The following is a 26120-nucleotide window of genomic DNA, read 5'->3' as shown; positions in this document are numbered from 1 at the left end:
ATAATAGAAAGCGCTTACGAAAACAGGGGAAGGAGAATGACAATGAAACAATTCGAGATTGCGGCAATACCGGGAGACGGTGTAGGAAAAGAGGTTGTAGCGGCTGCTGAGAAAGTGCTTCATACAGCGGCTGAGGTACACGGAGGTTTGTCATTCTCATTCACGGCTTTTCCATGGAGCTGTGATTATTACTTGGAGCACGGCAAAATGATGCCCGAAGATGGAATACATACGCTTACTCAATTTGAAGCGGTTTTTTTGGGAGCCGTCGGAAATCCGAAGCTGGTTCCCGATCATATATCGTTATGGGGACTGCTGCTGAAAATCCGGAGGGAGCTTGAGCTTTCCATTAATATGAGACCCGCCAAACAAATGGCAGGCATTACGTCGCCGCTTCTGCATCCAAATGATTTTGACTTCGTGGTGATTCGCGAGAACAGTGAAGGTGAATACAGTGAAGTCGGCGGGCGCATTCACAGAGGCGATGATGAAATCGCCATCCAGAATGCCGTGTTTACGAGAAAAGCGACAGAACGTGTCATGCGCTTTGCCTTCGAATTGGCGAAAAAACGGCGCAGCCATGTGACAAGCGCCACAAAGTCTAACGGCATTTATCATGCGATGCCGTTTTGGGATGAAGTCTTTCAGCAGACAGCCGCTGATTATAGCGGAATCGAAACATCATCTCAGCATATTGATGCGCTGGCCGCTTTTTTTGTGACGCGTCCGGAAACGTTTGATGTCATTGTGGCGAGCAACTTGTTCGGTGATATTTTAACCGACATCAGCTCAAGCCTGATGGGAAGCATCGGCATTGCGCCTTCTGCGAACATCAATCCATCCGGCAAATATCCGTCCATGTTTGAACCGGTTCACGGCTCAGCTCCTGACATTGCCGGACAGGGCCTTGCCAATCCGATTGGCCAGATTTGGACAGCGAAGCTGATGCTCGACCACTTCGGAGAGGAAGAGCTGGGGGCGAAAATTCTGGATGTAATGGAGCAAGTGACTGCCGACGGCATCAAAACACGCGACATTGGGGGACAAAGCACAACGGCTGAGGTCACTGATGAAATCTGTTCGCGCTTAAGAAAGCTCTGATGAATCAGGCCGGGGCAGATGGCTGCCCGGGCCTGTCCATTTCCTTACGAAAATTTCCACGAAAGTCTAACCAAGCAGATCCAAATGCTGTATAATAATTTGGAATTCTTAGGAAAGCATCGGGTGAAGGAAGTTGAATGCAAAAACAATCACGTTAAAGAAAAAAAGAAAAATCACAACGATCGTTATACTCAGTATCATTATGATCGCAGCTCTCATTTTTACGATCAGATTGGTGTTTTACAAGCCTTTTCTTATTGAAGGATCATCAATGGCCCCAACGCTTAAAGACTCAGAAAGAATACTGGTTGATAAAGCAGTCAAATGGACTGGCGGGTTTCACAGAGGCGACATCATAGTCATTCATGACAAAAAGAGCGGCCGCTCTTTTGTCAAACGTTTAATCGGTTTGCCTGGTGACAGCATTAAAATGAAAAATGATCAGCTATACATAAATGATAAAAAGGTGGAAGAACCATACTTAAAGGAATATAAACAGGAGGTCAAAGAGTCGGGTGTAACCTTAACGGGTGACTTCGAGGTTGAGGTTCCTACCGGTAAATATTTTGTGATGGGAGATAACCGTCTCAATTCACTGGATAGCAGAAACGGAATGGGCATGCCTTCTGAGGACGATATCATCGGTACTGAATCTCTCGTCTTTTATCCATTCGGTGAGATGAGACAGGCAAAATAAAACTCAGTGCAACAAAGAACATGGGACGTAAGGAACCAAAACACGCGATAATAAAGCGCTGTAAGCGATTAAAAAATTTCTGATGAAACAGGGCGGAGCCGTTTTTCCGCCCCGTTTTTTATGATAGAGAGCGTTTTGAAGAAAAGGGCCCTGTTGAAATAAACAGAATCAGGATTGGCGAAGCCGTGAAGCGCATCGAATTGATAAATCTCAAGATGGGTATGCTGTTTTTCCCGCAGTTTTTTGATAAGAAGCGCTACGTCAAACGACGGCTCATAATTAGGGAAAAACAATAGGACCGGGCAGGCTGGCACGTGATGAAGAGAGTCGCGTATCCGGGAACCGTAATAACAAACCGATCCGCTCACCTCAGGCATACTGCTGCATTTCCATGCGATAGTAGCCCCCACGCTGAATCCAATCACAAAGATGTGCCGTCCGGCGTTTTGTCTGATCAAATTCTGGATGATGGTTTCTCCCGTTTTCAGCCGTTCGTGTTTTGTAAATTGTTCGTATGCCGTTTTTTCTTCTTGCAGTGTGTAGACTTCATCCTCGCCGAGCAGGTTGGGCGTCAACACATCATATCCAGCCATTTTGATCAGCCGGCCCATCTTTTTCATATGGCTGTTTACACCGTATATTTCGTGTACGAGAATGACAAGCGGTTTTGGGGACATAACGGCCTCCTTTTGTGTTTTTTCCATTATATCCTATCGTTTCACTTTAGGCTGAGATATAATGGTCAAAAAAAGGAGATATAAAATGAACTCATTATCTTTGCCTCACCGCTATCCATTTTTGTTTATTGATGGCGTGACGGATAGCGAGCCCGGCAAACATGCGGCAGCTTATAAGCTGATTAGTGTGAACGACTGGTTTATCACTGATACGCAAACAGAAATGCCGTTTTCACTTGTGATTGAAGCGCTTGCGCAAACCGCGGCTTTTACAGGAATTACAGATGAGAACAGCTTGGGATTATTGTCTTCGGTGAAGAAAGCGGAAAAGCTGGGAGAAGCTGTGCCTGGTGACCGGCTTGATCTTACGTTTGAAGTCACGCGCAATCGGCGCGGGTTTGTGTTCGGACATGCCAAGGCGTCAGTTGGAGAGCAGCCTGTTGCTGAAGCTGAAATCGGCATCTATATTGAAAAATGAAAAAAACCCTTCACAACATTTTGTGAGGGGTTCTATTTTGTGTCGTAATCCCGTTCGCTTTGAGAGTTATCTCTTTGCTGGCGTTTGTGTTTTTCATCATTCATATTTTCCTTCAGCTCTTCATTAGGAATCGGATCGGTTAAGTCGTTGTGCTCGGGGTTTTCATTTGGTTTGTTTTGCTGTTTTTTTTCTGTCATGTTTGATCACCTCACCGTTTGTTTTCCTCTTATCCATTCTCCTCAAACATAGGAAATCGCTTTTTTGTCCCGCTGGGTATAATGTATTAGAATAGAGAGAAGCACAACAAAAAGATAAAGAGAGGTACATATATGTCTGTTCAAAGAGAAGATGTAGATATCAAGCTGATCGCAATTGATATGGATGGTACACTGCTGAACGACGAGCAGCTGATCTCGGATGAAAACCGCAAAGCCATTCGTGAAGCGGAGGATAAAGGTGTGTATGTGGTGATCAGCACGGGCCGGACGCTGATGACGTGCAGGGAGCTGGCGGAATCGCTAAAGCTGTCATCCTTTCTAATCACGGCAAACGGCAGTGAAATTTGGGATTCGAATTTTAATTTGGTGGAACGGAAGCTGCTTCATACGGACCATATTCAAATGATGTGGGATTTGCGGAATAAGCACAACACCAATTTCTGGGCTTCTACGGTGAATAAAGTATGGAGAGGCGAGTTTCCGGAAAACATTACGGATCATGAATGGCTCAAATTCGGCTTTGACATTGAGGATGACGATATCCGAAACGAAGTGCTAGAGGAGCTGAGAAAAAACAAAGAGCTCGAAATCACAAATTCAAGTCCGACAAACATTGAAGTCAACGCGCTTGGCATCAACAAAGCTGCAGCCCTTGCCAAGGTTACGGAAAAACTCGGCTTTACAATGGAGAATGTGATGGCGATGGGCGACAGCCTTAATGACATTGCGATGATCAAAGAAGCGGGTCTTGGCGTCGCAATGGGCAATGCGCAAGACATCGTAAAAGAAACGGCTGATTATATCACGGATACAAATATTGAGGATGGTGTCGCTAAAGCGATTCGCCATTGGGTACTATAAAAAAAGAGAGTCCTAAGATGGACTCTCTTTTTTAGTTTGGCAGGTTTTCTTCTGGGACCATGGTAGGTTTTCTGACAAAAGTATTTCACAAACTGATATGATTCACTTATAATGAAATAAAGTTCAAAAATTCGGAATAGTCGTTCCGAATTTCGGGACAATAAATGACATAAAGCATATCGTTTGCTTTGGCAGGAGGGATTCTGTGTTTCAGATTGATTTAAACTGTGATTTAGGAGAAAGCTTCGGATCCTACAAGATAGGTCTTGACCAAGATATTTTAGAGTATGTGACATCAGCGAATATCGCATGCGGATTTCATGCAGGAGATCCTAGTGTTATGCGAAAAACCGTCGCGCTTGCAGCGGAAAAAGGCGTAAAAATCGGTGCGCATCCGGGCTTGCCGGATTTACTCGGTTTTGGGCGCCGCAATATGGCGATTTCTCCTGAGGAAGCGTATGATCTTGTCGTTTATCAAATTGGCGCGCTCTCTGGCTTTCTAAAAGCAGAGGGACTTCACATGCAGCACGTCAAGCCGCATGGCGCTTTATACAATATGGCGGCAGTCGATCAAAAACTGTCGGATGCTATCGCGAAAGCTGTCTATAAGATTGATCCAGGCCTGATTCTTTTCGGTCTTGCTGAGAGTGAGCTTGTAAAAGCGGGAGAACGGATCGGACTTCAGACCGCAAATGAAGTGTTCGCCGACAGAACATACCAATCGGACGGCACGCTGACACCGCGCTCCCAGCCGGACGCACTCATTGAAAGTGATGATGCCGCCGTCACCCAGGTCATCAAAATGGTGAAAGAAGGGGCGGTCAAATCTCAGCAAGGACATGATGTGTCATTAAAAGCAGATACAGTCTGCATTCATGGAGATGGAGCCCATGCGCTGACATTTGCGCAAAAAATCAGAAAACAGCTCAAAGCGGCTGAAATTGAAGTGACAGCTATTTCAGAACAGAAGTCAACATAAAGGAGGAACAATAGATGGAGCAGCAGAAAAAGACAGCAGGAAAAAAAGCGGGCAGCTGGTCATTGCTGATGGGCGCCGCCTTTTTAATGGCGACATCAGCAATCGGGCCGGGTTTCCTCACCCAAACCGCAACATTCACAAACACACTCGCAGCAAGCTTCGGTTTTGTCATCTTAATTTCTATTATTTTAGATATTTTCGCCCAAACCAATGTGTGGCGCATCATCGCAGTTTCTGGAAAACGAGGTCAGGAAATTGCGAATATGGTGCTTCCCGGACTGGGGTATTTCATCGCCATTCTCGTCGTGCTTGGCGGACTAGCTTTTAATATTGGGAATATCGGAGGGGCCGGGCTGGGACTTCAGGTGCTGTTCGGCATTACACCTGAAACAGGCGCTTTAATCAGTGCCGTTATCGCCATTTTGATTTTTGTCATCAAGGAAGCAGGAAAAGCGATGGACCGTTTTACGCAAATCGCGGGGTTCGTGATGATTATTTTAACGGTCTACGTTGCGGCGACGACAGCTCCTCCGGTCGGACAGGCAGTCGCAAATACATTCGTCCCGGAACACATCAGCATATTTGCCATTGTCACCCTAGTGGGCGGAACCGTCGGCGGTTATATCACATTTGCCGGAGGACACCGTTTGCTTGATGCCGGAATTAAAGGAAAGGAATCCATTCCGCAGGTGACAAAGAGCTCGGTTGTCGGCATTTTAATTACATCTGTCATGCGTATCGCTCTTTTTCTTGCGGTTCTAGGCGTTGTATCGAAAGGCCTGCACATTGATGAAAGCAACCCGGCGGCCTCTGTCTTCAAACTGGCTGCAGGAAATGTCGGTTATAAAATTTTCGGATTGATCATGTGGTCTGCGGCGATTACGTCTGTTATTGGAGCAGCCTATACATCTGTTTCGTTTTTCAAAACCTTTTCTCCAAAAATTGAAAAGAATTCACGCGGTATTATTATCGGATTTATTGTGATTTCTACGTTAGCTTTTATCACAATCGGCCAGCCTGCGAAGATCCTCGTCCTTGTCGGTTCACTGAACGGCTTAATTCTGCCGATTGCACTCGGAACGCTGCTTGTTGCCGCCTACAAGAAAAACATTGTCGGTGATTATAAGCATCCGCTTTGGCTGACAAGCACAGGCGCGCTTGTAGTGATTGTAATGGCAGTTATGGGAATCTACACGTTAATTACACAACTTCCTCAATTGTGGAGCTGATATAAGTGGAGCAATTAAACAAAATGGCGCCAAAGGATGTACGCGCCCTGATACGAGAGGGGAAAATAAACGGGCCGACCGCAGGCATGTCCGGCGGCTACGCCCAAGCGAATCTTGTGGTTTTGAAAAAGGACCTTGCGTTTGACTTTCTGCTGTTTTGCCAGCGAAATCAAAAGCCCTGCCCCGTGCTGGATGTGACTGAAGCAGGTTCGCCTGTGCCGTCTCTGGCTGCGCCTGATGCTGATATCAGAACGGACTTTCCGAAATACCATATTTACAGGCACGGTATCTTAACGGAAGAAGTATCTGATATTACGCCATACTGGGAGGACGATTTTGTCGGCTTTCTGATCGGATGCAGTTTCTCCTTTGAACAGGCACTGATCAATAATGGGATAGCTGTCCGGCATATTGATGAGGGGACAAACGTCTCGATGTATAAAACGAATATCGATTGTGTTCCGGCGGGGGCGTTTCACGGACAGATGGTTGTCAGCATGAGGCCGGTTCCTGAACGGCTGGCTGTACGTGCCGCACAAGTGACCTCGCGTTTTCCGGCTGTGCACGGAGGGCCGATGCATATCGGTAATCCGGGAGCAATCGGGATTCGCGATCTCGGGAAACCGGATTTCGGAGATGCCGTTTCCATTCGTGACGGCGAGGTTCCTGTTTTTTGGGCATGCGGGGTGACCCCGCAAGCCGTGGCTATGAATGTAAAGCCTGAAATGGTCATCACACATGCGCCGGGGCATATGCTCATCACAGATATTCGAGACGAGTCGCTTGCGGTGCTGTAACCTCTCGTCATCCTGATGAACGAGAAATAAAAGAGGTGAGAAAGATGACTGTACGATATCAAATCGAACAGCTCGGTGATTCTGCAATGATGATCCGATTCGGAGAAGAAATCAATGAACAGGTTAACGGCATTGTCCATGCCGCGGCCGCTTATATAGAAGAACAGCCATTTCCGGGATTCATTGAATGTATCCCGGCTTTTACAAGTCTAACCGTATTTTATGATATGTATGAAGTGTACAAGCATTTGCCTCAAGGCATAAGCTCACCTTTTGAGAAGGTCAAGCGCGATGTCGAAGAGCGGCTGGTAGAAATAGCCGAAGACTATGAGGTCAACCGCCGCATTGTAGAAATTCCCGTTTGCTATGGCGGTGAATTCGGTCCGGATTTAGAAGAGGTGGCGAAGATCAATCAACTGTCACCGGAGGAAGTAATCGACATTCATACAAACGGTGAATATGTGGTGTATATGCTTGGCTTCGCGCCCGGTTTTCCTTTTCTAGGCGGGATGTCAAAACGCATTGCAGCTCCGAGAAAATCATCGCCAAGACCGTCGATTCCCGCAGGTTCGGTCGGTATTGCGGGATTGCAGACAGGCGTTTATCCGATTTCAACGCCGGGCGGCTGGCAGCTGATCGGCAAAACGCCGCTGGCTCTTTTCCGGCCGCAGGAAAACCCGCCGACATTGCTGCGGGCGGGAGATATTGTGAAATTCGTTCGCATCTCAGAAAAAGACTATCACGCCTATAAGGAGGAGTCCAATTGAGCATGAAAGTATTAAAGCCCGGACTGCTCACAACGGTTCAGGATATAGGCAGAACGGGTTACCAAAAATACGGCGTTCTGGCCAGCGGCGCTATGGACACGGTTTCACTGCGCATTGCCAATCTGTTGATAGGAAACGGCGAAAATGAAGCAGGTCTCGAAATAACGATGATGGGGCCCGGTCCGTCGTTTCATTTTTCAAAACAGACACTGATTGCTGTGACAGGGGCGGACTTCACGCTGTGTATTAATGACGAGGAAGCGCCTTTATGGAAGCCTGTGCTCATCAAGGAAAACAGCACGGTCAGCTTTGGCCCCTGCAAACTCGGCAGCCGTGCTTATTTGGCGGCAGCTGGCGGCATTGAGGTGCCTGCCGTCATGGAAAGTAAAAGCACATACGTCAGAGGAAGCATTGGCGGACTTCATGGCAGAGCGCTTCAAAAAGAAGATGAACTGAACATTGGAGAGATGTCGGCTCTTTCGCAAACCATCCTTTCCCGCTTAAGTTCGCAGCTTGGAAAACAGGGATTTGCAGCACCGAAGTGGTCAGTCAGCCGCGGCAGATTTCTGCCATTGAAGAAGAATCCTGTCATTCGGGTGCTGGAAGGAAAGCAATTTGCCTTTTTCACAGAAGAATCAAAAACGCGTTTTTATGAAGAAGCATTTCGTGTCACACCGCAGTCCGACCGTATGGGCTACAGGCTCAAAGGAGAACCGCTCGAACTGAAGGCCCCGCTTGAGATGGTGTCGGAAGCGGTTTCATTCGGAACAGTTCAGGTGCCTCCTGACGGCAACCCGATTATCCTGCTTGCAGACCGGCAGACGACTGGCGGCTATCCGAGGATCGCGCACATCATATCCGTTGATCTTCCGATTGTTTCCCAAATCATGCCGGGCGAGCACGTTCAGTTTGAGCCTGTGTCCCTTCAGGAGGCAGAAGCGCTTGCGGTAGAACGGGAACAGCATATAAAAGAACTGAAAACGAGAATGAAGATGGAATGGCTGACATAGCAAAGGGGATGAATGATGCAGAATAAAAATAAAACCGTAGTCAAATCTATGGCGCTGCTTAATTTGTTTTTGCATAAACCAAGCCTAACCTTAAGTGAACTGGTGTCGCTGACGGGAATGCCGAAGACCTCTGTTCACCGGATGGTCAGCTCTTTGGAGGAAATGGGGTTCCTCAGTCGGGATGCGTCCGGCGCTTATTCGCTGGGATTGGTGTTTTTGGAATTCGGACAGCTTGTCGCTGACAGGCTGGATATCAGAAAAATAGCGAAACCGGTGATGGAAGAGCTGTGCCGGGAAGTGGATGAGGCCGTGCAGTTGATCATGAGGGACGGCAATGAAGCGATATACGTTGAGAAAATAGAAGGGACACAGACTGTGCGGCTGTATACGGCGATCGGCAGGCGTTCCCCCCTATACGCGGGAGCGTGCGCCAGAAGCATTCTGTCTTTTCTTCCCCGTGAAGAAATCGAAGCATACATCAAACAAACCGAGCTCATTTCGATTGGCTCCGGAACGATTACCGATCCCGAAAAACTGCTTCAGGAGATTGATGCCTCTGTGCAAAATGGCTATACTGTCAGCTATTCAGAGCTCGAAAACTATACGGCGGCGATCGGCGCCCCGATCTTTAACCATGAGCGCCAGGTGGCAGCCGGCATTAGCATTGCAGGCTTTGAAGCGAGATTTACAGAAGACAGGCTGCCCTATTTAACAGAAAAGGTGAAGGACGCCGCTTTACAGATTTCAAGAAAAATAGGATATACATAAGTAGCCAATCTTTTCTCTGCTGCGTACATTAACGTATCGACGTTCAAGAGTGGAGGAAAGAACATGGTGCTTCGATATACAGCTCTGGGCGATTCCTTGACGACAGGGAGAGGCTCCGGGCTGTTTTCACCCGGCTTCGTCCAGCGTTTTGGGGACATGATGGAAGCTGACTTGAAAACAAGAACGGCAATAAACATATTTGCCAGATCAGGCCTGAATACAGAAGAGATTTTGGGACTCCTGTCATATCCCTATGTGCAAAAATGCATTCAAGATGCTGATATGATAACGATCACAGGGTGCGGAAACGATCTCATCGATTCGGTCTTAGCCTACCAAACCTCTAAGGATGAAACGATTTTCAGCCGTGTATCCGCCCATTGCCATGAGAATTTTGAAAAGATGATTGCCAAAATCGCCGAGATTAAAGGAGAAAAACCTTCCCCGTACGCCATCCGAGTGTTCAACTTATACAATCCGTTTCCCGGCATTGAAATCGCCGGCAAATGGATCACATCCTTTAATTCACATTTAGAAACACTTGCATCAGCACCCCATGTCAAAATCGCGGATGCCTATAGCATCTTCAAAGGCAAGGAGCGGGAATATCTGTCCTTTGACGGTGTCCATCCGAACTGCAAAGGCTATCAAGCGATGGCTGAAGCCGTTCACAAGCTAGGCTATAAAGAACTATCAGTTTCATAAAAAACGCGCCTCATGACAGGCGCGTTTTTTATGTGTGATCGAAATATTAAAAGAAACTTAAAATTCTCTGTCTTCTGTTCTACAGACAAACAAAGTGCGCTAGAATAATGGAGGACGTAGGCAAATATAGCCATAACGTTCAATATTTCGTATATAAGGAAGGATGGTCCTTTTGTTTCGGATTTTTAAAATGTCTTTTGCGGTTATCATTATTATACTGGCGCTTATTGCTTTTAACTATACGGAACACACCTCTGTTATCCAATCGGTCATGCTCGTCTTTCTTGGCGCGGTCATGTTTATGCAGGGGCTTGAAGAACGCAAAAAAGAAAATGACGGCTCAGGCGCTTTTAATATTTATACCGCCGTTTTTGTATGGTCTGTCTCCCTTATCGGTTTTACACTTCATATTATATAAATCTATTACACATCCTGAAAATGCTCGACCGTCGGGAACGGGGTATAGAATCGATGAAGCAAGGCTTTCCACTCTTGATACTCTGAAGAACCGCGAAAGCCTTCCGTATGGTTCTCAAGTGTTTCCCACTCCACAAGAAGCAGATATTTATGCGTTTCCTCCATGCATTTTGATAACGAGTGAGTGATATAGCCCTTCATGCCGGAAATAATCGGCGCCGCTTGCCGGAATGCATCCTCAAACTCTTGTTCAAGGCCTTCTTTAATGTGAAGCATTGCTGCCTCTCTGACCATGCTATCCCTTCTTTCTGTCTTTTCAAATAGTCTACAGCAAACGATAGGAGATTTCTGCAAAATCGGTGAACTTTTCCTTCATTTTCAAAAAAATCTTGCACGCACCAATTCAATTAAGAGAAAATAACAAGTGGAAGGCAGGAGAAAGTCATGTTAAAAAAGTGTATTCTACTAGTATTTCTATGCGTCGGATTGATTGGGTTAATCGGATGCTCCAAAACAGATTCACCACAGGATCGCATGGAAGCATTCGTGAAACAGTGGAACGATCAGCAATTCGATGACATGTATCAAAGCCTGACTAAAGATGTCAAAAAAGAAATCTCCAAAAAAGATTTCGTCAACAGGTATAAAGCCATCTATGAGCAGGCCGGCGTAAAAAATTTGAAAGTCACTGCGGGAGAAGTAGATAAGGACGATCAAGACAACAAGACAATGAAACATATCCCGTATAAAGTCAGCATGAACACAAATGCCGGCAAAGTCAGCTTCAAGAATACTGCTGTGCTGAAATTAGAAAAAACAGATGACGAGGAGTCATGGAATATAGATTGGGACCCATCGTTTATTTTCAAGCAGCTGGCTGACGACAAAACCGTGCAAATTATGAGCATTGAACCGAAACGAGGCCAAATTTACGATAAAAATGGAAAAGGTTTAGCTGTCAATACAGATGTTCCGGAAATTGGAATTGTTCCCGGAGAGCTTGGCGATAAAAAAGAGAAAGTTATAAAAGAACTCGCCAAAAAACTTGATTTGACTGAAGACGACATCAAGAAAAAGCTGGATCAAGGCTGGGTAAAAGACGATTCGTTTGTGCCGCTCAAAAAGGTCAAGCCTGACCAGGAGAAGTTAGTTTCAGAAGCGACGTCATTACAAGGCGTAACAAGAACGAATGTCAGCTCCCGCTACTATCCGTATGGCGAAAAGACAGCCCATTTAACAGGCTATGTCCGCGCCATTACAGCGGAAGAACTGAAGAAAAAGAAAGAAGGAACGTACAGCGATACGTCTAACATCGGTATCGCCGGACTTGAAAATGTGTATGAAGACAAGCTAAGAGGCACAACTGGCTGGAAAATCTACGTGCCGCAAACCGGGGAAGTCATCGCTGAAAAGAAAGCAAAGGACGGCGAGGATCTTCACCTCACAATTGATATCAAAACGCAAACGAAGCTGTATGATGAACTGAAGGATGACAGCGGGGCGGCAGTCGCGCTGCAGCCGAAGACAGGCGAAACACTCGCCCTTGTCAGCGCGCCTTCCTACGATCCAAACGGATTTATTTTCGGCTGGAGCGATAAGGAATGGAAAAAGCTAAACAAAGATAAAAACAATCCGTTTTCAGCGAAATTCAATAAGACATACGCGCCAGGTTCTACCATTAAACCGATTGCGGCTGCTATTGGAATCAAAAACGGCGCCCTTAAAGCCGATGAGAAGAAAACAATCAAAGGCAAGGAGTGGCAAAAAGATTCGAGCTGGGGCGGCTATTCAGTGACACGTGTGTCTGAGAGACTTCAACAAGTCGATTTGGAAAACGCCCTTATTACGTCAGACAATATTTATTTTGCCCAGAATGCGCTTGATATGGGAGCGGACACCTTCACAAAAGGCTTGAAGACATTCGGTTTTTCAGAGGACGTTCCGTACGAATTCCCGATCCAGAAATCGTCTATTGCAAATGACAAGCTTGATTCAGACATTTTGCTTGCGGATACAGGCTACGGACAAGGGCAAATGCAAATGTCTCCGCTTCACTTGGCAACTGCTTACACGCCATTTGTTGACAATGGAGACCTTGTCAAACCGACGCTGATCAAAAAAGATTCACAAACAGCTGATGTTTGGCACAAGCAAGTGGTCACCAAGGAAGGAGCAGCAGACATTACAAAAGGTCTGAAAGGCGTTGTGGAAGATGAGCGCGGATCAGCGTATCAGCCTGTCGTGAAAGGAATCACAGTGGCCGGGAAAACAGGAACAGCCGAGCTGAAAACATCAAAAGATGATAAAGACGGCACGGAAAATGGCTGGTTTGTCGGCTACGATTACAAAAACAAAGACCTGCTTGTCGCCATGATGATCCAAAATGTGCAGGACCGCGGCGGCAGCCACTATGTCGTTGAGAAAGCGAAAAAGCAATTTCAATCGAATTAAAATGTCTTTTTAAAAGGAGCGAAAGGAAAAAGGGGATCTGAGGCCGAATGAACTAGTAAGGGGCAAAACCCGGTTTATACAAAGAAAAGAGGGATTTTGCATGCAGCGTATTCAATTGGCGGAGGATCTTCAATTTTCAAGAGTCATACACGGGCTTTGGCGGCTGAATGAATGGAACTATTCAGATGCTGAACTTCTGAGCCTCATTGAATGGTGTATCGATCACGGCATCACGACCTTTGATCATGCGGATATTTATGGAGGCTATACGTGCGAAAAGCTGTTTGGAAACGCCCTTGCCCTTTCGCCTGGATTAAGAGAAAACATAGAGCTGGTCACAAAATGCGGTATCGTTCTTGAATCGCCTGAACGGCCAGCTCACAGATCGCATCATTATAACACAAGCAAATCGCATATTTTGGCATCCGTTGAGCAATCGCTTATGAACCTTAGGACGGATTATATCGATGTGCTGTTGATTCACAGACCGGACCCGCTCATGGATCCGGAGGGGGTAGCAGAGGCGTTTCAGGCCTTGAAATGCTCTGGCAAGGTCAGGTACTTTGGCGTTTCAAATTTTAAAGATCACCAGTATCGGATGCTGGAATCATATTTGCCTGAGCAGCTCGTAACCAACCAGATTGAGCTTTCCGCATACGAATTAGAAAATATGCTCGACGGCACTTTGAACCTGTGCCAGGAAAAACGGATTCCGCCGATGGCTTGGTCGCCTCTGGCAGGCGGCAAAGTATTCACTGGAAACACGGATAAAGACCAGCGTGTCCGCACGGCGCTTGAATCCGTCCAAGGGGAAATCGGCGTTGCTTCATTGGACGAGGTCATGTACGCATGGCTGTTCACGCATCCGGCCGGCATCATGCCGATTGTCGGAAGCGGAAAGCGTGAGCGGATTTCCGCCGCGATAAATGCGTTGTCATACAAGCTTGACCAGGATCAATGGTTCCGCATTTTTACAGCCGTACAGGGTTACGATATTCCATAAAAAGCATCAGCTTACCAGCTGATGCTTTTTCAATATTGTCACACCGCATAGTGCCAAATTACCATTTATAAGTGATTGATTCTTGCTTGAAAGCGTTTTATATTAAAAGGAAACCTCTCTATATCCTCTACTGCATCTCCTTGCGACTTCATCCGCACATCAAGATAGTCTAGGAGGTCTTTTTTATGTATATGACTGCCAGAGAACAAAAGCTGTTAAAGCACTTATTATTACAAAACAGATATATAACCGTAACTGAGCTTGCTGAGCTGATGCAAGTCAGCACGAGAACCATTCACAGGGAACTCAAATCAATTAAACCGCTGATGGAAACCGTGGGGCTTACGTTAGATAAACAGCCCGGTAAAGGGTTGAAAGCAGTGGGAAGTCCCGAAGATAAACAAAAGCTGCTTACTGATTTATCATATGAACAGCATGAATACAGCGCCGACGAACGGAAACTGCTCATTCTTTGTTCGTTATTAGAGTCTCAGGAGCCAGTCAAACTGTACACGCTTGCTCATGATCTCCAGGTGACGAATGCCACGGTCAGCTATGACTTAGATGAGCTCGAGAAGTGGATTTCTCCCTTCGGACTGACACTGATCCGCAAAAGAGGTTTTGGCATCCAGCTTATAGGGCCGGAGAATGCGAAACGGAAAATTGTCGGCAACTTGATTGTGAACCGTCTCGACATCCAAATGTTTTTGGAAGCGGTTGAATTAAACATCAAAGGAAAAACCGATTCTTCAGAGAAAATGTTCGGGGTTGTCAGCAAAGGTGAGCTGTTAAAAATGGAGCGCATCTTATTTCAGCTCAAAGAAAAAATCGCTTTTTCATTGTCCGACAGCTCCTATATAGCGCTCGTCGTCCATCTGACGTATGCGATCGAACGAATTAAGCTTGGGGAAACCATCACCATGGAGCAAAATGAGCTTGAGGAACTGATGAATGCGAAAGAATACAGTTCCGCTCTTGAAATCGCGGGCGAGCTTGAACGTGCCTTCGGCGTGACGATTCCAGAGGCGGAGGTCGGCTATATTACAATCCATCTTCGAAGCGCCAATCGAAAATACAAAACAGAATACAAAGCGCAGGAAATTGAGCTGGAAACAGCCCTGCAAACAAAGCGGCTCATTGCTTTTATTTCAGACAAAATCAGAATGGATCTGACGAAAAACTACTCTTTATATGAAGGCTTGATTGCCCATTTGGAGCCGGCCGTCAGCCGCATAAAAGAAAATATTGAGATATACAATCCGATGAAGGAACAGATCAAGCGCGATTATTTTCTGCTTTATATGGCGATCGAAGAAGGCGTCGAAAAGTATTTTCCGGGCATGTCCTTTTCTGATGATGAAATCGCTTTTATCGTTCTTCACTTTGGCTCGGCTCTTGAAATCAAAAAAGAAGAAGCAAAAGTGAAAGCGCTTGTCGTCTGCTCAAGCGGGATCGGCTCCTCGAAAATGCTTGCCTCCAGACTGAAAAAAGAGCTGCCGGAAATTGAATCGTTTGATATGTCATCCCTGATCGAGCTAAAGGGGAAGGATGTTCAAGCCTATGATATGATTGTGTCCACTGTACCGATTCCTTATGAAAACATTGATTACATCATGGTCAGCCCACTATTAAATGAGGAAGACGCAAACCAGGTCAAGCAGTATATCAAGCGGAAGATTCCCCTTATTCTTAACAAAAAAAGAAGCCCGAAGGAAGAGGCGCAGCAAGCTGATGTACCTGACATGCTAGAGGCGGCGGAAAGCATAGGGCGGTATATGGAGGTTATCCAAGATGTTCTGCGCCATTTTACGCTAGCTCCACTCAAAACAAACCCGGACCATAGCATGCTTCTGCTAGAGCTTTTTCAACAGCTGAAGAAGGATGGCCTGATCCGTAATCCGGAAAAAGCCGCGGTTTGCCTGGCTGAGCGGGAGAAACAAGGGGGATTGGGAATCCCCGGAACAAACATGGCGCTTTATCATCTCAAAAATGATGAAATCGTCCTGCCTTTTTTCAAAATGTTTGATCTCAGCACCTCCTATGAAGTGGATGGCATGGACGGAAATACCCTCAGGATGACACGCATTCTCGTCATGATGGCGCCTAACTCATTATCTGCTGAAGGCTCGGAGATTTTAAGCGCGATCAGCTCGGCAATTATCGAGAGCGGAGAAAGCATGGCGGGGTTTCAAGAAGAAGGAGAACAAGAATTGTATCAGCGGTTAAACCGCATATTTTTCACATGGATGAAAGAAAAAAACATACTGTAAACCTGCATGGCACACGTCAAAAATTTGGCGTGTGTTTTTCTGTGGATGGGGAACAAAATAAGAAAATGTGGGACTATTTTATCATTCAGTATTGGAATAATTCCAAAATGAAATAGTTTTACAAGTTATCTTTTTTGGGTTAAAATGGGTGAGGTAAGGAAGAAAATCTAACAAATTATTGAAGATTCAAGAGAATATAGGAGATGACGATATGGAAACATTACAGCATCTGATTCTGCATGACATGCCGAATAGCGAAGATATAGAGGCTGTAAAAAGCGGAGACCATACACTGACATATAAAGGTTACCGTAAACGGATTAATCAGCTGGCGAATGCCATGCTTCAAAAAGGAATTCAAAAGGGCGACCGTGTTGCATTGCTTTGCAAAAACGGCCATCCCGCCTCAACTGTTATGTTCGCCGCACTTGAAATAGGTGCTGTTGTCGTACCTGTCAGCTGGCAGCTGAAACCATATGAAATGACAGGCATTTTAAAAGCAAGTGAACCGAAAGCAATGTTTTACGGAGCGGAGTTTAAAGAGACACTAGATGAAGTTCTTCCTGAATTGTCCTCACTGTGTGTAACAATGGAAACAGGAACAGCTTACGAAACATCTGCTGAATTTGAAGCGCTGTTTGCAGGTCCTGATCATTTGCCAGAGACGGAAATGGTTTCCCCTGATGATACAGCACTTCTGATGTTTACATCTGGAACAACGGGAAACCCGAAAAGATGCATGATTACACATGGCGGCATATACAGATATGTTAAAAAATCCAACAGCTCAATAGCACGTATGAAGGGTCTTCGCTTTCTCGCGTGCCATCCGATTTATCATACGAGTGCGCTCATTTGCATCATGCTTGGAACGTTTGCAGAAACAACCTTTGTGTTTACAAAGGATCAAGATCCTGTTCACATGCTGAAGGTCATTGAAGAAGAGAAAATTCAGACAGTGATGGCTCTTCCTGTGTTCTACACGTATTTGCTTGAGGCGTGGGAAACGCACCAAACTGACTTATCTTCGCTTGTTATTTTAATGACAGGCGGAACAAAAGTGCCGAGCAGCCTAATCCGCCGCTATCTTGATATTGGCATTCCGCTTGCGCATGGCTATGGAAGTACTGAGGCTTGGGGCATCAGCACATGGACGCCTGATATGGGAATGGATAAAGCGGCATCTGCAGGAAAACCTGTGGCAGGTGTTAAAGTCAAAGTGGAAGATCCTCTGACCGGAGAAGAACTTCCTCAAGGAGAAATCGGCGAAATCGTTGTTCATACTCCATTCTTATTTAAAGGCTATGAAGACAATCCTGAAGCAACAGCGAAAGTGCTGCAAAATGGATGGTTTAGAACCGGAGATTCAGGATATGTAGATGAAGATGGCTTTATTTTCATCACGGGACGCTACAAGGATGTCATTATTTACGGAGGCGATAACGTATATCCTGATCAGGTTGAAGAAGTTATCCAGCAGATCCCGGGAATCCTTGAAACGGCTGTGGTCGGTATTCCAGACCCGCTTTACGGTGAAAAACCGAAAGCTTTTATCGTGAAAAATGGCGGCCAGCGCATCACGGAAGAGGATGTCATCGCATTTTGTAAAGAACGCCTGTCCGCTTACAAAATACCTGAAGTTGAATTTGTTAACGAACTGCCGAAAAACAACCTTGGCAAGGTGAAAAAAGACGTCCTGCGCAATCAGGCTGTACATTCATAAAAGAAGAAGCCCGTCCACTTTATGTGGCGGGCTTCTTTGCAGTTGCACAGACGGAAAGCTCAGGCTTAATGTTCTTAAATTGTATATCAATGTCTTCGAAGCCGGCTGCTTTAAAGTCAGCAATCATCTGTCTTCCAAATGATTTGGTTTTTTCAGGACTGGCATCCGCTTCCCGCGGCTGCATCGTAATGGCTGCTTTGCCGCCTGGCTTTAATGCCCGATAAATCTGTTTCATGCCTTTTGTTTGGTCATTCCAAATGGTGTAGTTATTAACGGAAATCACTTTATCATAAAACGAGGCGGGGAGAGGAAATGTCTCGATGCTTCCTTGTATCAGGCGTACGCCCTTTGGTTTCACTCTGCGGGCGGCCAGCTTCAGCATGGCCTCTGACACATCAATCCCATGGAGATGAACATCCTTCTCGCGTTTCAGCATCTGCTGCATGCAGTATCCCGGGCCAAACCCGACTTCTAAAATGCTGTCCCCGCGCGTGATACCCAGCTGATTGATTGTCCACTGATTCAGTGTTTGATTTTCAGCAGCCATGATGTACCCGGCAATCATGCCGATGACGCCCTTTGGCCTGCTGAATCTTCTAGAAAGCATGTTAATCATTCAGCAACCAACCCCCTTTTTGAGTTAATTTCCTCCCAGCGTTCCATGTGAAACATTTTTCTGATAAAGCAATGCGAAGGTGCCAAGCCATGTTTATCCAAAGAGTGTGTGAGGTACACAACAAATAGACATGAAAACAAAGGAGGAGAATCATCATGGAAAATTATCCAAAAGAACTGCCGGCACAAACTCAAAGTCGCCAGCCGGGAATTGAAAGCGAAATGAATCCGAGTCCGGTGTATGAGTACGAGGATTATAAAGGAGCAGACAAATTAAAAGGAAAAGTAGCTCTTATTACAGGCGGCGACAGCGGGATCGGACGCGCGGTTTCCGTCGCTTACGCAAAGGAAGGCGCTGACATCGCCATTGTGTATAAGGATGAGCATGAAGACGCTGAGAAGACGAAGAAACGTGTTGAACAAGAAGGCGTAAAATGCCTGCTGATTGCTGGTGACGTAGGTGAAGAGGAATTCTGCAATGAAGCGGTTGAAAAAACGGTCAAGGAACTAGGCGGCCTTGACATCCTTGTCAACAATGCAGGTGAACAGCATCCGAAGGAAAGCATCAAAGATATTACGAGCGAACAGCTTCACCGCACATTCAAAACAAACTTTTATTCTCAATTTTATTTGACTAAAAAAGCAATTGATTACCTGAAACCGGGCAGCGCCATCATCAATACGACATCCATCAACCCGTACGTAGGGAACCCGACACTGATTGATTATACAGCGACAAAAGGGGCGATCAACGCCTTTACAAGAACAATGGCGCAGGCGCTTGTTAAAGATGGCATCCGTGTAAATGCAGTCGCGCCGGGTCCAATCTGGACGCCACTAATCCCAGCTACGTTCCCTGAAGAAACAGTTGCTCAATTTGGGCAAGATACGCCGATGGGCCGTCCTGGACAGCCTGTTGAGCACGTCGGCTGTTATGTGCTCCTGGCATCAGATGAGTCCTCTTACATGACAGGACAGACCCTGCATGTCAACGGCGGAAACTTTGTGACGACATAAGAGGGAGTGAGACATATGGGCATCACGAAAGAAGAAGTGAACAGCTACTATCAAAAAGCAGGGATTGTATTAACGGACGAGGAAGTAGACCAAATCCAGCTGATGGATTACGGCTTAGGAAAAGAAAGAAAAGTCGGGCTCCAGCTCTTCGTCTACGTCAATACAGACCGTTATTGTTCAAAGGAATTGGTGCTGTTTCCGGGACAGACTTGCCCGGAACACCGCCATCCGCCGGTCGACGGCCAGGAAGGCAAGCAGGAGACCTTCCGCTGCCGCTACGGAAAAGTGTATCTTTACGTAGAAGGAGAAAAAACGCCGCTTCCAAAGGTTCTCCCTCCTCAGGAAGACAGAGAACACTATACGGTCTGGCACGAAATTGAGCTAGAACCGGGCGGGCAATACACGATTCCACCAAACACAAAGCATTGGTTCCAGGCCGGGGAAGAAGGTGCCGTCGTGACGGAGATGTCATCGACGAGCACGGATAAACATGATATCTTTACCGATCCAAGAATATAAGGATGGGCTTAACAGCCCATCCTTTTTGTATTGAAAAAAACAGAATCATCGCTATAATGGGTAAAAAAGGAAAGAGGGCGAGGCAATGTTCACTTGCAAGGTAAATGAGCACATCACCATCCGATTATTGGAGCCGAAGGATGCGGAGCGGCTGGCCGAACTCATTATCCAAAATCAGCAGCGGCTTGGCAAGTGGCTGTTTTTTGCGGAAAATCCAAGCAGCGCTGAAACGTACCGAGAAACAATCATTCCAGATTGGCGGCGCCAGTATGCCGACCTGAACGGCATTGAGGCGGGGCTCCTTTATGACGGCAGCCTATGCGGCATGATCAGCCTGCATAACCTTGATCAAGTGAATCGTAAGGCGGAAATCGGATATTGGATTGCCAAAGAATTTGAAGGGAAAGGCATTATTACAGCTGCCTGCCGAAAACTCATTACGTATGCTTTTGAAGAGCTTGAGCTGAATCGTGTGGCGATCTGTGCGGCTGTCGGAAACGAAAAAAGCAGAGCGGTTCCGGAGCGGCTCGGGTTTCTAGAGGAAGGCAGGGCACGGGACGGCTTATACGTAAATGGCATGCATCACGACCTCGTCTACTACAGTCTGTTAAAGCGTGAATGGGAAGGCGAAAAATAAAGAGCACACTTTCTTGTTTAAATCTTCCCCGGATGTGGAAAAGTAACAGCGGAGACGTTAAAAAGGAGTGATTCGAGATGAATCAGCAAGACATTAAACAAAAAGTGCTTGATGTTCTAGATCACCATAAAGTAGGTTCGCTCGCAACAGTTCAAAAGGGCAAACCGCATTCCCGCTACATGACTTTTTTCCATGACGGGCTGACGATTTACACACCGACAAGCAAGGAAACTCATAAAGCGGAAGAAATTGAGAACAACCCCAATGTCCACATTTTATTAGGCTATGATTGTGAAGGGTTTGGCGACGCATATGTCGAAGTTGCCGGAAAAGCCAAAATTAACAATTCGGCAGAACTCAAGGACAAAATATGGAGTTCCAAATTAGAGCGCTGGTTTGACGGCAAGGATGATCCGAATCTGGTGATTCTTGAAATTGAACCGGAGGATATCAGATTAATGAATGCCGGGGAGAAAACACCGGTCTCACTAGACCTGTAAATAATAATTGTGTTTTCAGGGGCGATATGTTATTATGAATAGCTAGTAAGAAAAATAAGCAAATAAAAAAGAAAGTAAACTTCTTTTTTCTGTTTTGAGAGAGAAGCTTACCGCTTCCCAAGCAGCATAACCAGCTGCCCTTATTCTTTTCCTTCATAACAAATCGCCCCTAACGATGAGATGGAAAAAAGACTTTTTTGTTTTACAATTCACACCGGCGCGGCTTCGGAGCCGCAGTGACGATTGAGAGGTAGGGCTTTCGTTGTCTTGTGTTCAAGAAATTTCCATGGTGTTTACTTTCCAGAATGATTCTTCGGAACAATGCTTTATGAATCTAACCCGCCTGACTTGGCGGATGATATAATCTTTATTTGCGTATAGAAAAGAATAAGACAAACCGCCCGGCGTACGCCGGACGGTTTTTTTATTGCAAAAAACACATCGTACTGAAACCTCCTTGTCTTCTTTCCAGTCTTATCTCTAGGATGAAATTGGAGGAAGAATAACGTGCATGTCATTACAACACAAGTACTTTTTATTTTTTGTTTTTTATTGCTGATTCACTCGATAGAAACCTTAGCCTATGCTACAAGGCTTTCCGGGGCCCGCGTTGGATTTATTGCGTCCGCGCTTTCTCTGTTTAATGTCATGGTCATCGTATCCAGAATGTCGAACATGGTGCAGCAGCCCTTTACCGGGCATTTAATTGATGATGCTGGAAAAAACGCACTGGCGATTGTAGGGGAGCAGTTCCGCTTTTTAATTTTCGGATCGACAGTCGGCACCATTTTGGGCATTATCCTGCTCCCGTCTTTTGTCGCTCTTTTTTCACGGGCGATTATTCACTTGGCGGGCGGCGGCGGCTCCGTTTTTCAAGTTTTCCGAAAGGGATTCTCGAAACAAGGATTCAAAAATGCCCTTTCCTATTTGCGTCTGCCGTCTATTTCATATGTAAAAGGATTTCATATGCGCTTGATTCCGAAGCGTTTGTTTGTCATCAACATGCTGATCACATCGATTTATACGATTGGCGTGCTTTCGGCTTTATACGCAGGCCTTCTGGCGCCGGAGCGCAGTACGACAGCCGTCATGGCTTCGGGTTTGATCAACGGAATTGCGACGATGCTGCTGGCCATTTTTGTTGATCCTAAAGTATCCGTTCTAGCTGATGATGTGGCAAAAGGAAAACGAAGCTATCTCTATTTAAAATGGACCTCTGTCACAATGGTCACATCAAGGGTGGCGGGCACACTCCTCGCCCAGCTCATGTTTATTCCGGGGGCCTACTATATCGCGTGGCTGACAAAGTGGTTTTAATAAATAAGGCTGGATCATAAAAATCCAGCCTTTTTTGCGTTCCCTTATTTATATTTCCTTAATCCGCGGTCGTACAAAAAATTTCCGAATGGGACGAAAGCGGCGATGAAGCCGGCAGCTGACCATTTCAGCGGCCATTTGACAGAGAAGGTTGCATAAGCCAAGACAAGCAAATACAAAATGAACAACCCGCCGTGAACCGAACCGACAATTGTCACCGCAAGCGGAAGGCCTGCCCAATATTTAAGCGGCATAGCGATGAACAACAGGATTAAGAGTGACATTCCTTCAATAAAACCCATCGTGCGAAATCTTCCAATCGGCGTGTGCAGCATAAATCGCCCTCCTTGTGGACACGTTTTCATTTTATACTATAAACAATCCGGAGGGGCATATGACAGCTTTCAAAAAATGTTCGGAAAACATTCATTTTTACATGCCTTTTCTAGGGAACTGTACTTGTCATTTACAAAAATACCCGAGATAATGTGTACAAAATCAAAAAAGAAGGATGTTGAAATGAAACTTGACCAGATTGATCTGAATATCATTGAGGAGCTGAAGAAGGACAGCCGTTTGTCGATGAGGGAATTAGGCAGAAAAATTAAGCTGTCGCCTCCATCTGTGACAGAACGGGTAAGGCAGCTTGAATCGTTTGGCATCATCAAGCAATACACGCTGGAGGTCGACCAGAAAAAACTGGGGCTTCCCGTTTCCTGCATTGTGGAAGCAACCGTTAAAAACGCGGATTACGAGCGGTTCAAAAGCTATATTCAAACATTGCCGAATATTGAATTTTGCTACCGGATTGCGGGTGCAGCCTGCTATATGCTGAAAATTAATGCCGAAAGCCTCGAAGCGGTAGAAGATTTCATTAACAAAACATCGCCCTACGCGCAAACCGTCACTCACGTCATTTTCTCAGAAATTGACACGAAAAACGGGCGCGGTTAGAGAGTGCCGCGTGAAGTCTGTTATAATAACAGGATGAGCGCGAAAGAAAGAGAAGTGATCAAGCATGTCAAAAACAGTTGTATTAGCTGAAAAACCTTCAGTCGGCCGGGATTTAGCCCGGGTGCTGAAGTGCCATAAAAAAGGAAACGGTTATCTCGAAGGCGATCAATATATTGTGACCTGGGCTTTAGGCCATTTGGTGACGCTTGCTGATCCAGAAGGCTACGGAAAAGAATTTCAATCATGGCGCCTAGAGGATCTGCCGATTATCCCAGAACCCTTAAAGCTTGTGGTAATAAAAAAAACCGGAAAGCAGTTCAATGCAGTCAAATCCCAGCTTACCCGTAAAGACGTCAATCAGATTGTCATCGCGACTGACGCAGGCCGGGAAGGTGAGCTTGTTGCGCGCTGGATCATTGAGAAAGTGAATGTCCGAAAACCAATCAAGCGGCTGTGGATTTCATCTGTGACGGATAAAGCGATCAAGGAAGGTTTTCAGAAGCTGCGCAGCGGCAAAGAATATGAAAACCTGTACCATTCTGCCGTTGCCAGAGCGGAAGCGGATTGGATTGTGGGGATCAACGCCACCCGTGCACTTACCACAAAATTCAATGCCCAGCTCTCATGCGGTCGTGTGCAGACTCCGACGCTAGCCATGATTGCAAAGCGCGAGGCAGACATTCAGGCGTTTACGCCCGTTCCTTATTACGGTATACGTGCTGCAGTCGACGGCATGACGCTGACGTGGCAGGATAAGAAATCCAAGCAGACGAGAACGTTCAATCAAGATGTAACAAGCCGTTTGCTAAAAAACCTCGACGGAAAGCAAGCGGTCGTAGCTGAGCTGAAAAAAACAGCGAAAAAAAGCTTTGCGCCTGCGCTTTATGATTTAACGGAGCTCCAGCGTGACGCTCACAAGCGCTTCGGTTTTTCTGCCAAAGAAACGCTTTCTGTCCTGCAGAAGCTATATGAGCAGCATAAGCTCGTCACATATCCGCGGACGGACTCTAGATTTTTATCCAGTGACATCGTCCCGACGTTAAAAGACCGTCTGGAAGGCATGGAAGTAAAACCGTATGCCCAATATGTCAGCCAAATTAAAAAACGCGGCATTAAATCTCATAAAGGATATGTCAATGACGCGAAGGTGTCAGACCACCACGCGATTATCCCGACCGAAGAGCCGCTCGTTCTCAGCAGTCTGAGTGATAAAGAACGAAAGCTGTATGACCTGATTGCGAAACGTTTCCTGGCTGTATTAATGCCTGCATTCGAATATGAGGAAACAAAGGTCATCGCAGAAATCGGCGGAGAAACCTTTACGGCAAAAGGCAAAACCGTGCAGTCGCAAGGGTGGAAAGCCGTTTATGATATGGCGGATGAGGATGATGAGCAGGAGGATGACAGAGACCAGACCCTTCCTGCGCTTCAAAAAGGCGACACACTTGCCGTCCGCACGTTAACGGAAACAAGCGGCCAAACGAAGCCGCCTGCCCGCTTTAACGAAGGGACCTTGCTGTCAGCGATGGAAAACCCAAGCGCATTTATGCAGGGAGAAGAAAAAGACCTCGTCAAAACGCTTGGAGAAACAGGCGGCCTCGGCACGGTGGCAACGCGTGCCGACATTATTGAAAAACTGTTCAACAGCTTTTTAATCGAGAAAAAAGGCCAAGATATTTTTATCACGTCTAAAGGAAAACAGCTCCTGCAGCTTGTTCCGGAGGATCTGAAATCACCGGCCTTAACAGCAGAATGGGAGCAAAAGCTGTCTGCGATCGCGGCCGGCAAATTGAAATCGGCTGTTTTTATTAAAGATATGAAGGCTTACGCTCACCAAACGGTAAAAGAAATCAAAAACAGCAGCCAAACCTTCCGACATGACAACATTACGGGAACGGCATGTCCGGAATGCGGCAAAATGATGCTGAAAGTAAACGGCAAACGCGGGACGATGCTCGTGTGCCAAGATCGTGAATGCGGAAGCAGAAAAACGATTGCCCGAAAAACAAACGCACGCTGCCCGAACTGCCAGAAAAGAATGGAGCTTCGCGGCCAAGGCGAGGGCCAAACCTTTGCGTGTGTGTGCGGTCACCGTGAAAAGCTCTCTGTATTTGAAAAACGAAAAAACAAAGACAAAGCGCGTGCTACCAAACGGGACGTATCCTCTTATATGAAAAAACAAAATAAAGATGAGCCGATTAACAACGCGCTGGCAGAACAGCTGAAAAAACTCGGTTTGGATAAATAATAAAAAAACCTGTGCCTATCGCACAGGTTTTTCTATTGGACTTAGGTCCTGTTTTCTTAATGTTCAAAAAGGGAAAAAAAAGCTAGCAATCTGCATTTTTTTCTTTTATAGTAAATGTACTTTGTAACGTGGCAGTCATATTTTCGTCTATAACTATTTGTG

General features: G+C 46.1%; 28 protein-coding genes. 23 read left to right on the top strand and 5 right to left on the bottom strand.

Features of this window, described 5'->3' with window-relative positions; translation table 11 throughout:
• Positions 1-36: 36 nt before the first annotated feature.
• Together FB592_RS10980 and sipU are read left to right on the top strand one after the other, a co-directional pair.
• Positions 37-1101, top strand: coding sequence for a tartrate dehydrogenase (locus FB592_RS10980; protein ID WP_003234436.1), 1065 nt, complete (start codon positions 37-39; stop codon positions 1099-1101).
• A gap of 133 nt (positions 1102-1234) precedes the next feature.
• Positions 1235-1798, top strand: a complete 564-nt coding sequence (gene sipU / locus FB592_RS10975; protein ID WP_021481743.1) for a signal peptidase I sipU — start codon at positions 1235-1237, stop codon at positions 1796-1798.
• A gap of 68 nt (positions 1799-1866) precedes the next feature.
• Here the strand turns inward: sipU and FB592_RS10970 are convergent, their stop codons facing one another.
• Positions 1867-2475: a dienelactone hydrolase family protein gene (locus tag FB592_RS10970; RefSeq protein ID WP_031315645.1), complete on the bottom strand. Its 609-nt coding sequence runs from the start codon at positions 2473-2475 to the stop codon at positions 1867-1869.
• Positions 2476-2560: 85 nt separating this feature from the next.
• Between FB592_RS10970 and FB592_RS10965 the strand changes: the two genes are divergently transcribed.
• Positions 2561-2953: a 3-hydroxyacyl-ACP dehydratase FabZ family protein gene (locus tag FB592_RS10965; RefSeq protein ID WP_017696166.1), complete on the top strand. Its 393-nt coding sequence runs from the start codon at positions 2561-2563 to the stop codon at positions 2951-2953.
• 32 nt (positions 2954-2985) lie between these two features.
• Here FB592_RS10965 and FB592_RS10960 read toward each other — a convergent pair whose 3' ends face one another.
• Entirely contained in the window at positions 2986-3150 is a 165-nt protein-coding gene (locus tag FB592_RS10960) for a hypothetical protein (RefSeq protein ID WP_003234425.1), read from the bottom strand.
• A 132-nt stretch (positions 3151-3282) separates the two neighbouring features.
• Between FB592_RS10960 and FB592_RS10955 the strand changes: the two genes are divergently transcribed.
• From FB592_RS10955 to FB592_RS10915, 9 genes are all read left to right on the top strand, one after another.
• Positions 3283-4032: a phosphoglycolate phosphatase gene (locus FB592_RS10955; protein WP_003234424.1), complete on the top strand. Its 750-nt coding sequence runs from the start codon at positions 3283-3285 to the stop codon at positions 4030-4032.
• A 205-nt stretch (positions 4033-4237) separates the two neighbouring features.
• Complete coding sequence (gene pxpA / locus FB592_RS10950; protein ID WP_038829070.1) at positions 4238-5011, top strand: 5-oxoprolinase subunit PpxA; 774 nt, start codon at positions 4238-4240, stop codon at positions 5009-5011.
• Between the two features lie 14 nt (positions 5012-5025).
• Positions 5026-6240 (top strand): NRAMP family divalent metal transporter, encoded by a 1215-nt coding sequence (locus tag FB592_RS10945; RefSeq protein ID WP_024573240.1) that lies wholly within the window; start codon positions 5026-5028, stop codon positions 6238-6240.
• Positions 6241-6263: 23 nt separating this feature from the next.
• The gene (locus FB592_RS10940; RefSeq protein ID WP_141949550.1) at positions 6264-7037 is read left to right on the top strand and encodes a putative hydro-lyase; all 774 of its coding nucleotides are present in this window, start codon (positions 6264-6266) and stop codon (positions 7035-7037) included.
• Positions 7038-7081: 44 nt separating this feature from the next.
• Positions 7082-7804 carry a 5-oxoprolinase subunit PxpB gene (gene pxpB / locus FB592_RS10935; protein WP_087614299.1) on the top strand — a complete coding sequence of 241 codons (723 nt, stop codon included), beginning with the start codon at positions 7082-7084 and terminating at the stop codon, positions 7802-7804.
• Between the two features lie 2 nt (positions 7805-7806).
• Entirely contained in the window at positions 7807-8814 is a 1008-nt protein-coding gene (gene pxpC, locus FB592_RS10930) for a 5-oxoprolinase subunit PxpC (RefSeq protein WP_141949549.1), read from the top strand.
• 15 nt (positions 8815-8829) lie between these two features.
• Positions 8830-9582 carry an IclR family transcriptional regulator gene (locus FB592_RS10925; protein ID WP_003246517.1) on the top strand — a complete coding sequence of 251 codons (753 nt, stop codon included), beginning with the start codon at positions 8830-8832 and terminating at the stop codon, positions 9580-9582.
• A 63-nt stretch (positions 9583-9645) separates the two neighbouring features.
• Positions 9646-10287, top strand: coding sequence for a spore germination lipase LipC (lipC, locus tag FB592_RS10920; protein ID WP_072175522.1), 642 nt, complete (start codon positions 9646-9648; stop codon positions 10285-10287).
• Between the two features lie 172 nt (positions 10288-10459).
• Positions 10460-10705, top strand: a complete 246-nt coding sequence (locus tag FB592_RS10915) for a YczI family protein (protein WP_003240256.1) — start codon at positions 10460-10462, stop codon at positions 10703-10705.
• 5 nt (positions 10706-10710) lie between these two features.
• Here the strand turns inward: FB592_RS10915 and FB592_RS10910 are convergent, their stop codons facing one another.
• Positions 10711-10998, bottom strand: a complete 288-nt coding sequence (locus FB592_RS10910) for an antibiotic biosynthesis monooxygenase family protein (RefSeq protein WP_014478859.1) — start codon at positions 10996-10998, stop codon at positions 10711-10713.
• A 150-nt stretch (positions 10999-11148) separates the two neighbouring features.
• Between FB592_RS10910 and pbpC the strand changes: the two genes are divergently transcribed.
• From pbpC to FB592_RS10890, 4 genes are all read left to right on the top strand, one after another.
• A complete protein-coding gene (gene pbpC, locus FB592_RS10905; RefSeq protein ID WP_103803489.1) occupies positions 11149-13155 on the top strand; it encodes a penicillin-binding protein 3 in 2007 nt (668 codons plus the stop codon).
• 100 nt (positions 13156-13255) lie between these two features.
• On the top strand, positions 13256-14158 hold the full coding sequence (locus tag FB592_RS10900; protein ID WP_103803488.1) for an aldo/keto reductase: 903 nt from the start codon (positions 13256-13258) through the stop codon (positions 14156-14158).
• A 185-nt stretch (positions 14159-14343) separates the two neighbouring features.
• Entirely contained in the window at positions 14344-16428 is a 2085-nt protein-coding gene (mtlR, locus tag FB592_RS10895; RefSeq protein ID WP_103803487.1) for a mannitol operon transcriptional activator MtlR, read from the top strand.
• A 211-nt stretch (positions 16429-16639) separates the two neighbouring features.
• A complete protein-coding gene (locus tag FB592_RS10890; RefSeq protein WP_032726504.1) occupies positions 16640-18151 on the top strand; it encodes a class I adenylate-forming enzyme family protein in 1512 nt (503 codons plus the stop codon).
• A gap of 19 nt (positions 18152-18170) precedes the next feature.
• On the opposite strand, the gene FB592_RS10885 is transcribed toward FB592_RS10890, so the two are convergent.
• Positions 18171-18767: a class I SAM-dependent methyltransferase gene (locus FB592_RS10885; RefSeq protein ID WP_172850795.1), complete on the bottom strand. Its 597-nt coding sequence runs from the start codon at positions 18765-18767 to the stop codon at positions 18171-18173.
• Positions 18768-18922: 155 nt separating this feature from the next.
• On the opposite strand from FB592_RS10885, the gene FB592_RS10880 reads away from it, so the two are divergent.
• The 5 genes from FB592_RS10880 to amj all read left to right on the top strand — a co-directional run bounded on the left by FB592_RS10880 (position 18923) and on the right by amj (position 22756).
• On the top strand, positions 18923-19783 hold the full coding sequence (locus tag FB592_RS10880; RefSeq protein ID WP_032726502.1) for an SDR family oxidoreductase: 861 nt from the start codon (positions 18923-18925) through the stop codon (positions 19781-19783).
• A 15-nt stretch (positions 19784-19798) separates the two neighbouring features.
• Positions 19799-20302 (top strand): D-lyxose ketol-isomerase, encoded by a 504-nt coding sequence (lyxE, locus tag FB592_RS10875; protein WP_003234400.1) that lies wholly within the window; start codon positions 19799-19801, stop codon positions 20300-20302.
• An 85-nt stretch (positions 20303-20387) separates the two neighbouring features.
• A complete protein-coding gene (locus tag FB592_RS10870; protein ID WP_003234398.1) occupies positions 20388-20939 on the top strand; it encodes a GNAT family N-acetyltransferase in 552 nt (183 codons plus the stop codon).
• A 77-nt stretch (positions 20940-21016) separates the two neighbouring features.
• Positions 21017-21439 carry a pyridoxamine 5'-phosphate oxidase family protein gene (locus tag FB592_RS10865; protein WP_014475844.1) on the top strand — a complete coding sequence of 141 codons (423 nt, stop codon included), beginning with the start codon at positions 21017-21019 and terminating at the stop codon, positions 21437-21439.
• Between the two features lie 507 nt (positions 21440-21946).
• Positions 21947-22756: a lipid II flippase Amj gene (amj, locus tag FB592_RS10860; RefSeq protein ID WP_015715258.1), complete on the top strand. Its 810-nt coding sequence runs from the start codon at positions 21947-21949 to the stop codon at positions 22754-22756.
• A gap of 44 nt (positions 22757-22800) precedes the next feature.
• On the opposite strand, the gene FB592_RS10855 is transcribed toward amj, so the two are convergent.
• Positions 22801-23091 (bottom strand): DUF3817 domain-containing protein, encoded by a 291-nt coding sequence (locus tag FB592_RS10855; RefSeq protein WP_141949508.1) that lies wholly within the window; start codon positions 23089-23091, stop codon positions 22801-22803.
• 184 nt (positions 23092-23275) lie between these two features.
• Here FB592_RS10855 and lrpC point away from each other — a divergent pair, with 184 nt between their 5' ends.
• Positions 23276-23710 carry a transcriptional regulator LrpC gene (gene lrpC, locus FB592_RS10850; RefSeq protein WP_003246585.1) on the top strand — a complete coding sequence of 145 codons (435 nt, stop codon included), beginning with the start codon at positions 23276-23278 and terminating at the stop codon, positions 23708-23710.
• 64 nt (positions 23711-23774) lie between these two features.
• A complete protein-coding gene (locus FB592_RS10845) occupies positions 23775-25958 on the top strand; it encodes a DNA topoisomerase III (protein ID WP_141949507.1) in 2184 nt (727 codons plus the stop codon).
• Positions 25959-26120 lie beyond the last annotated feature (162 nt).

Source organism: Bacillus sp. SJZ110 (assembly GCF_006715455.1).
Taxonomy (GTDB): domain Bacteria; phylum Bacillota; class Bacilli; order Bacillales; family Bacillaceae; genus Bacillus; species Bacillus subtilis.
This window is presented reverse-complemented; position numbering and strand designations above follow the sequence as displayed.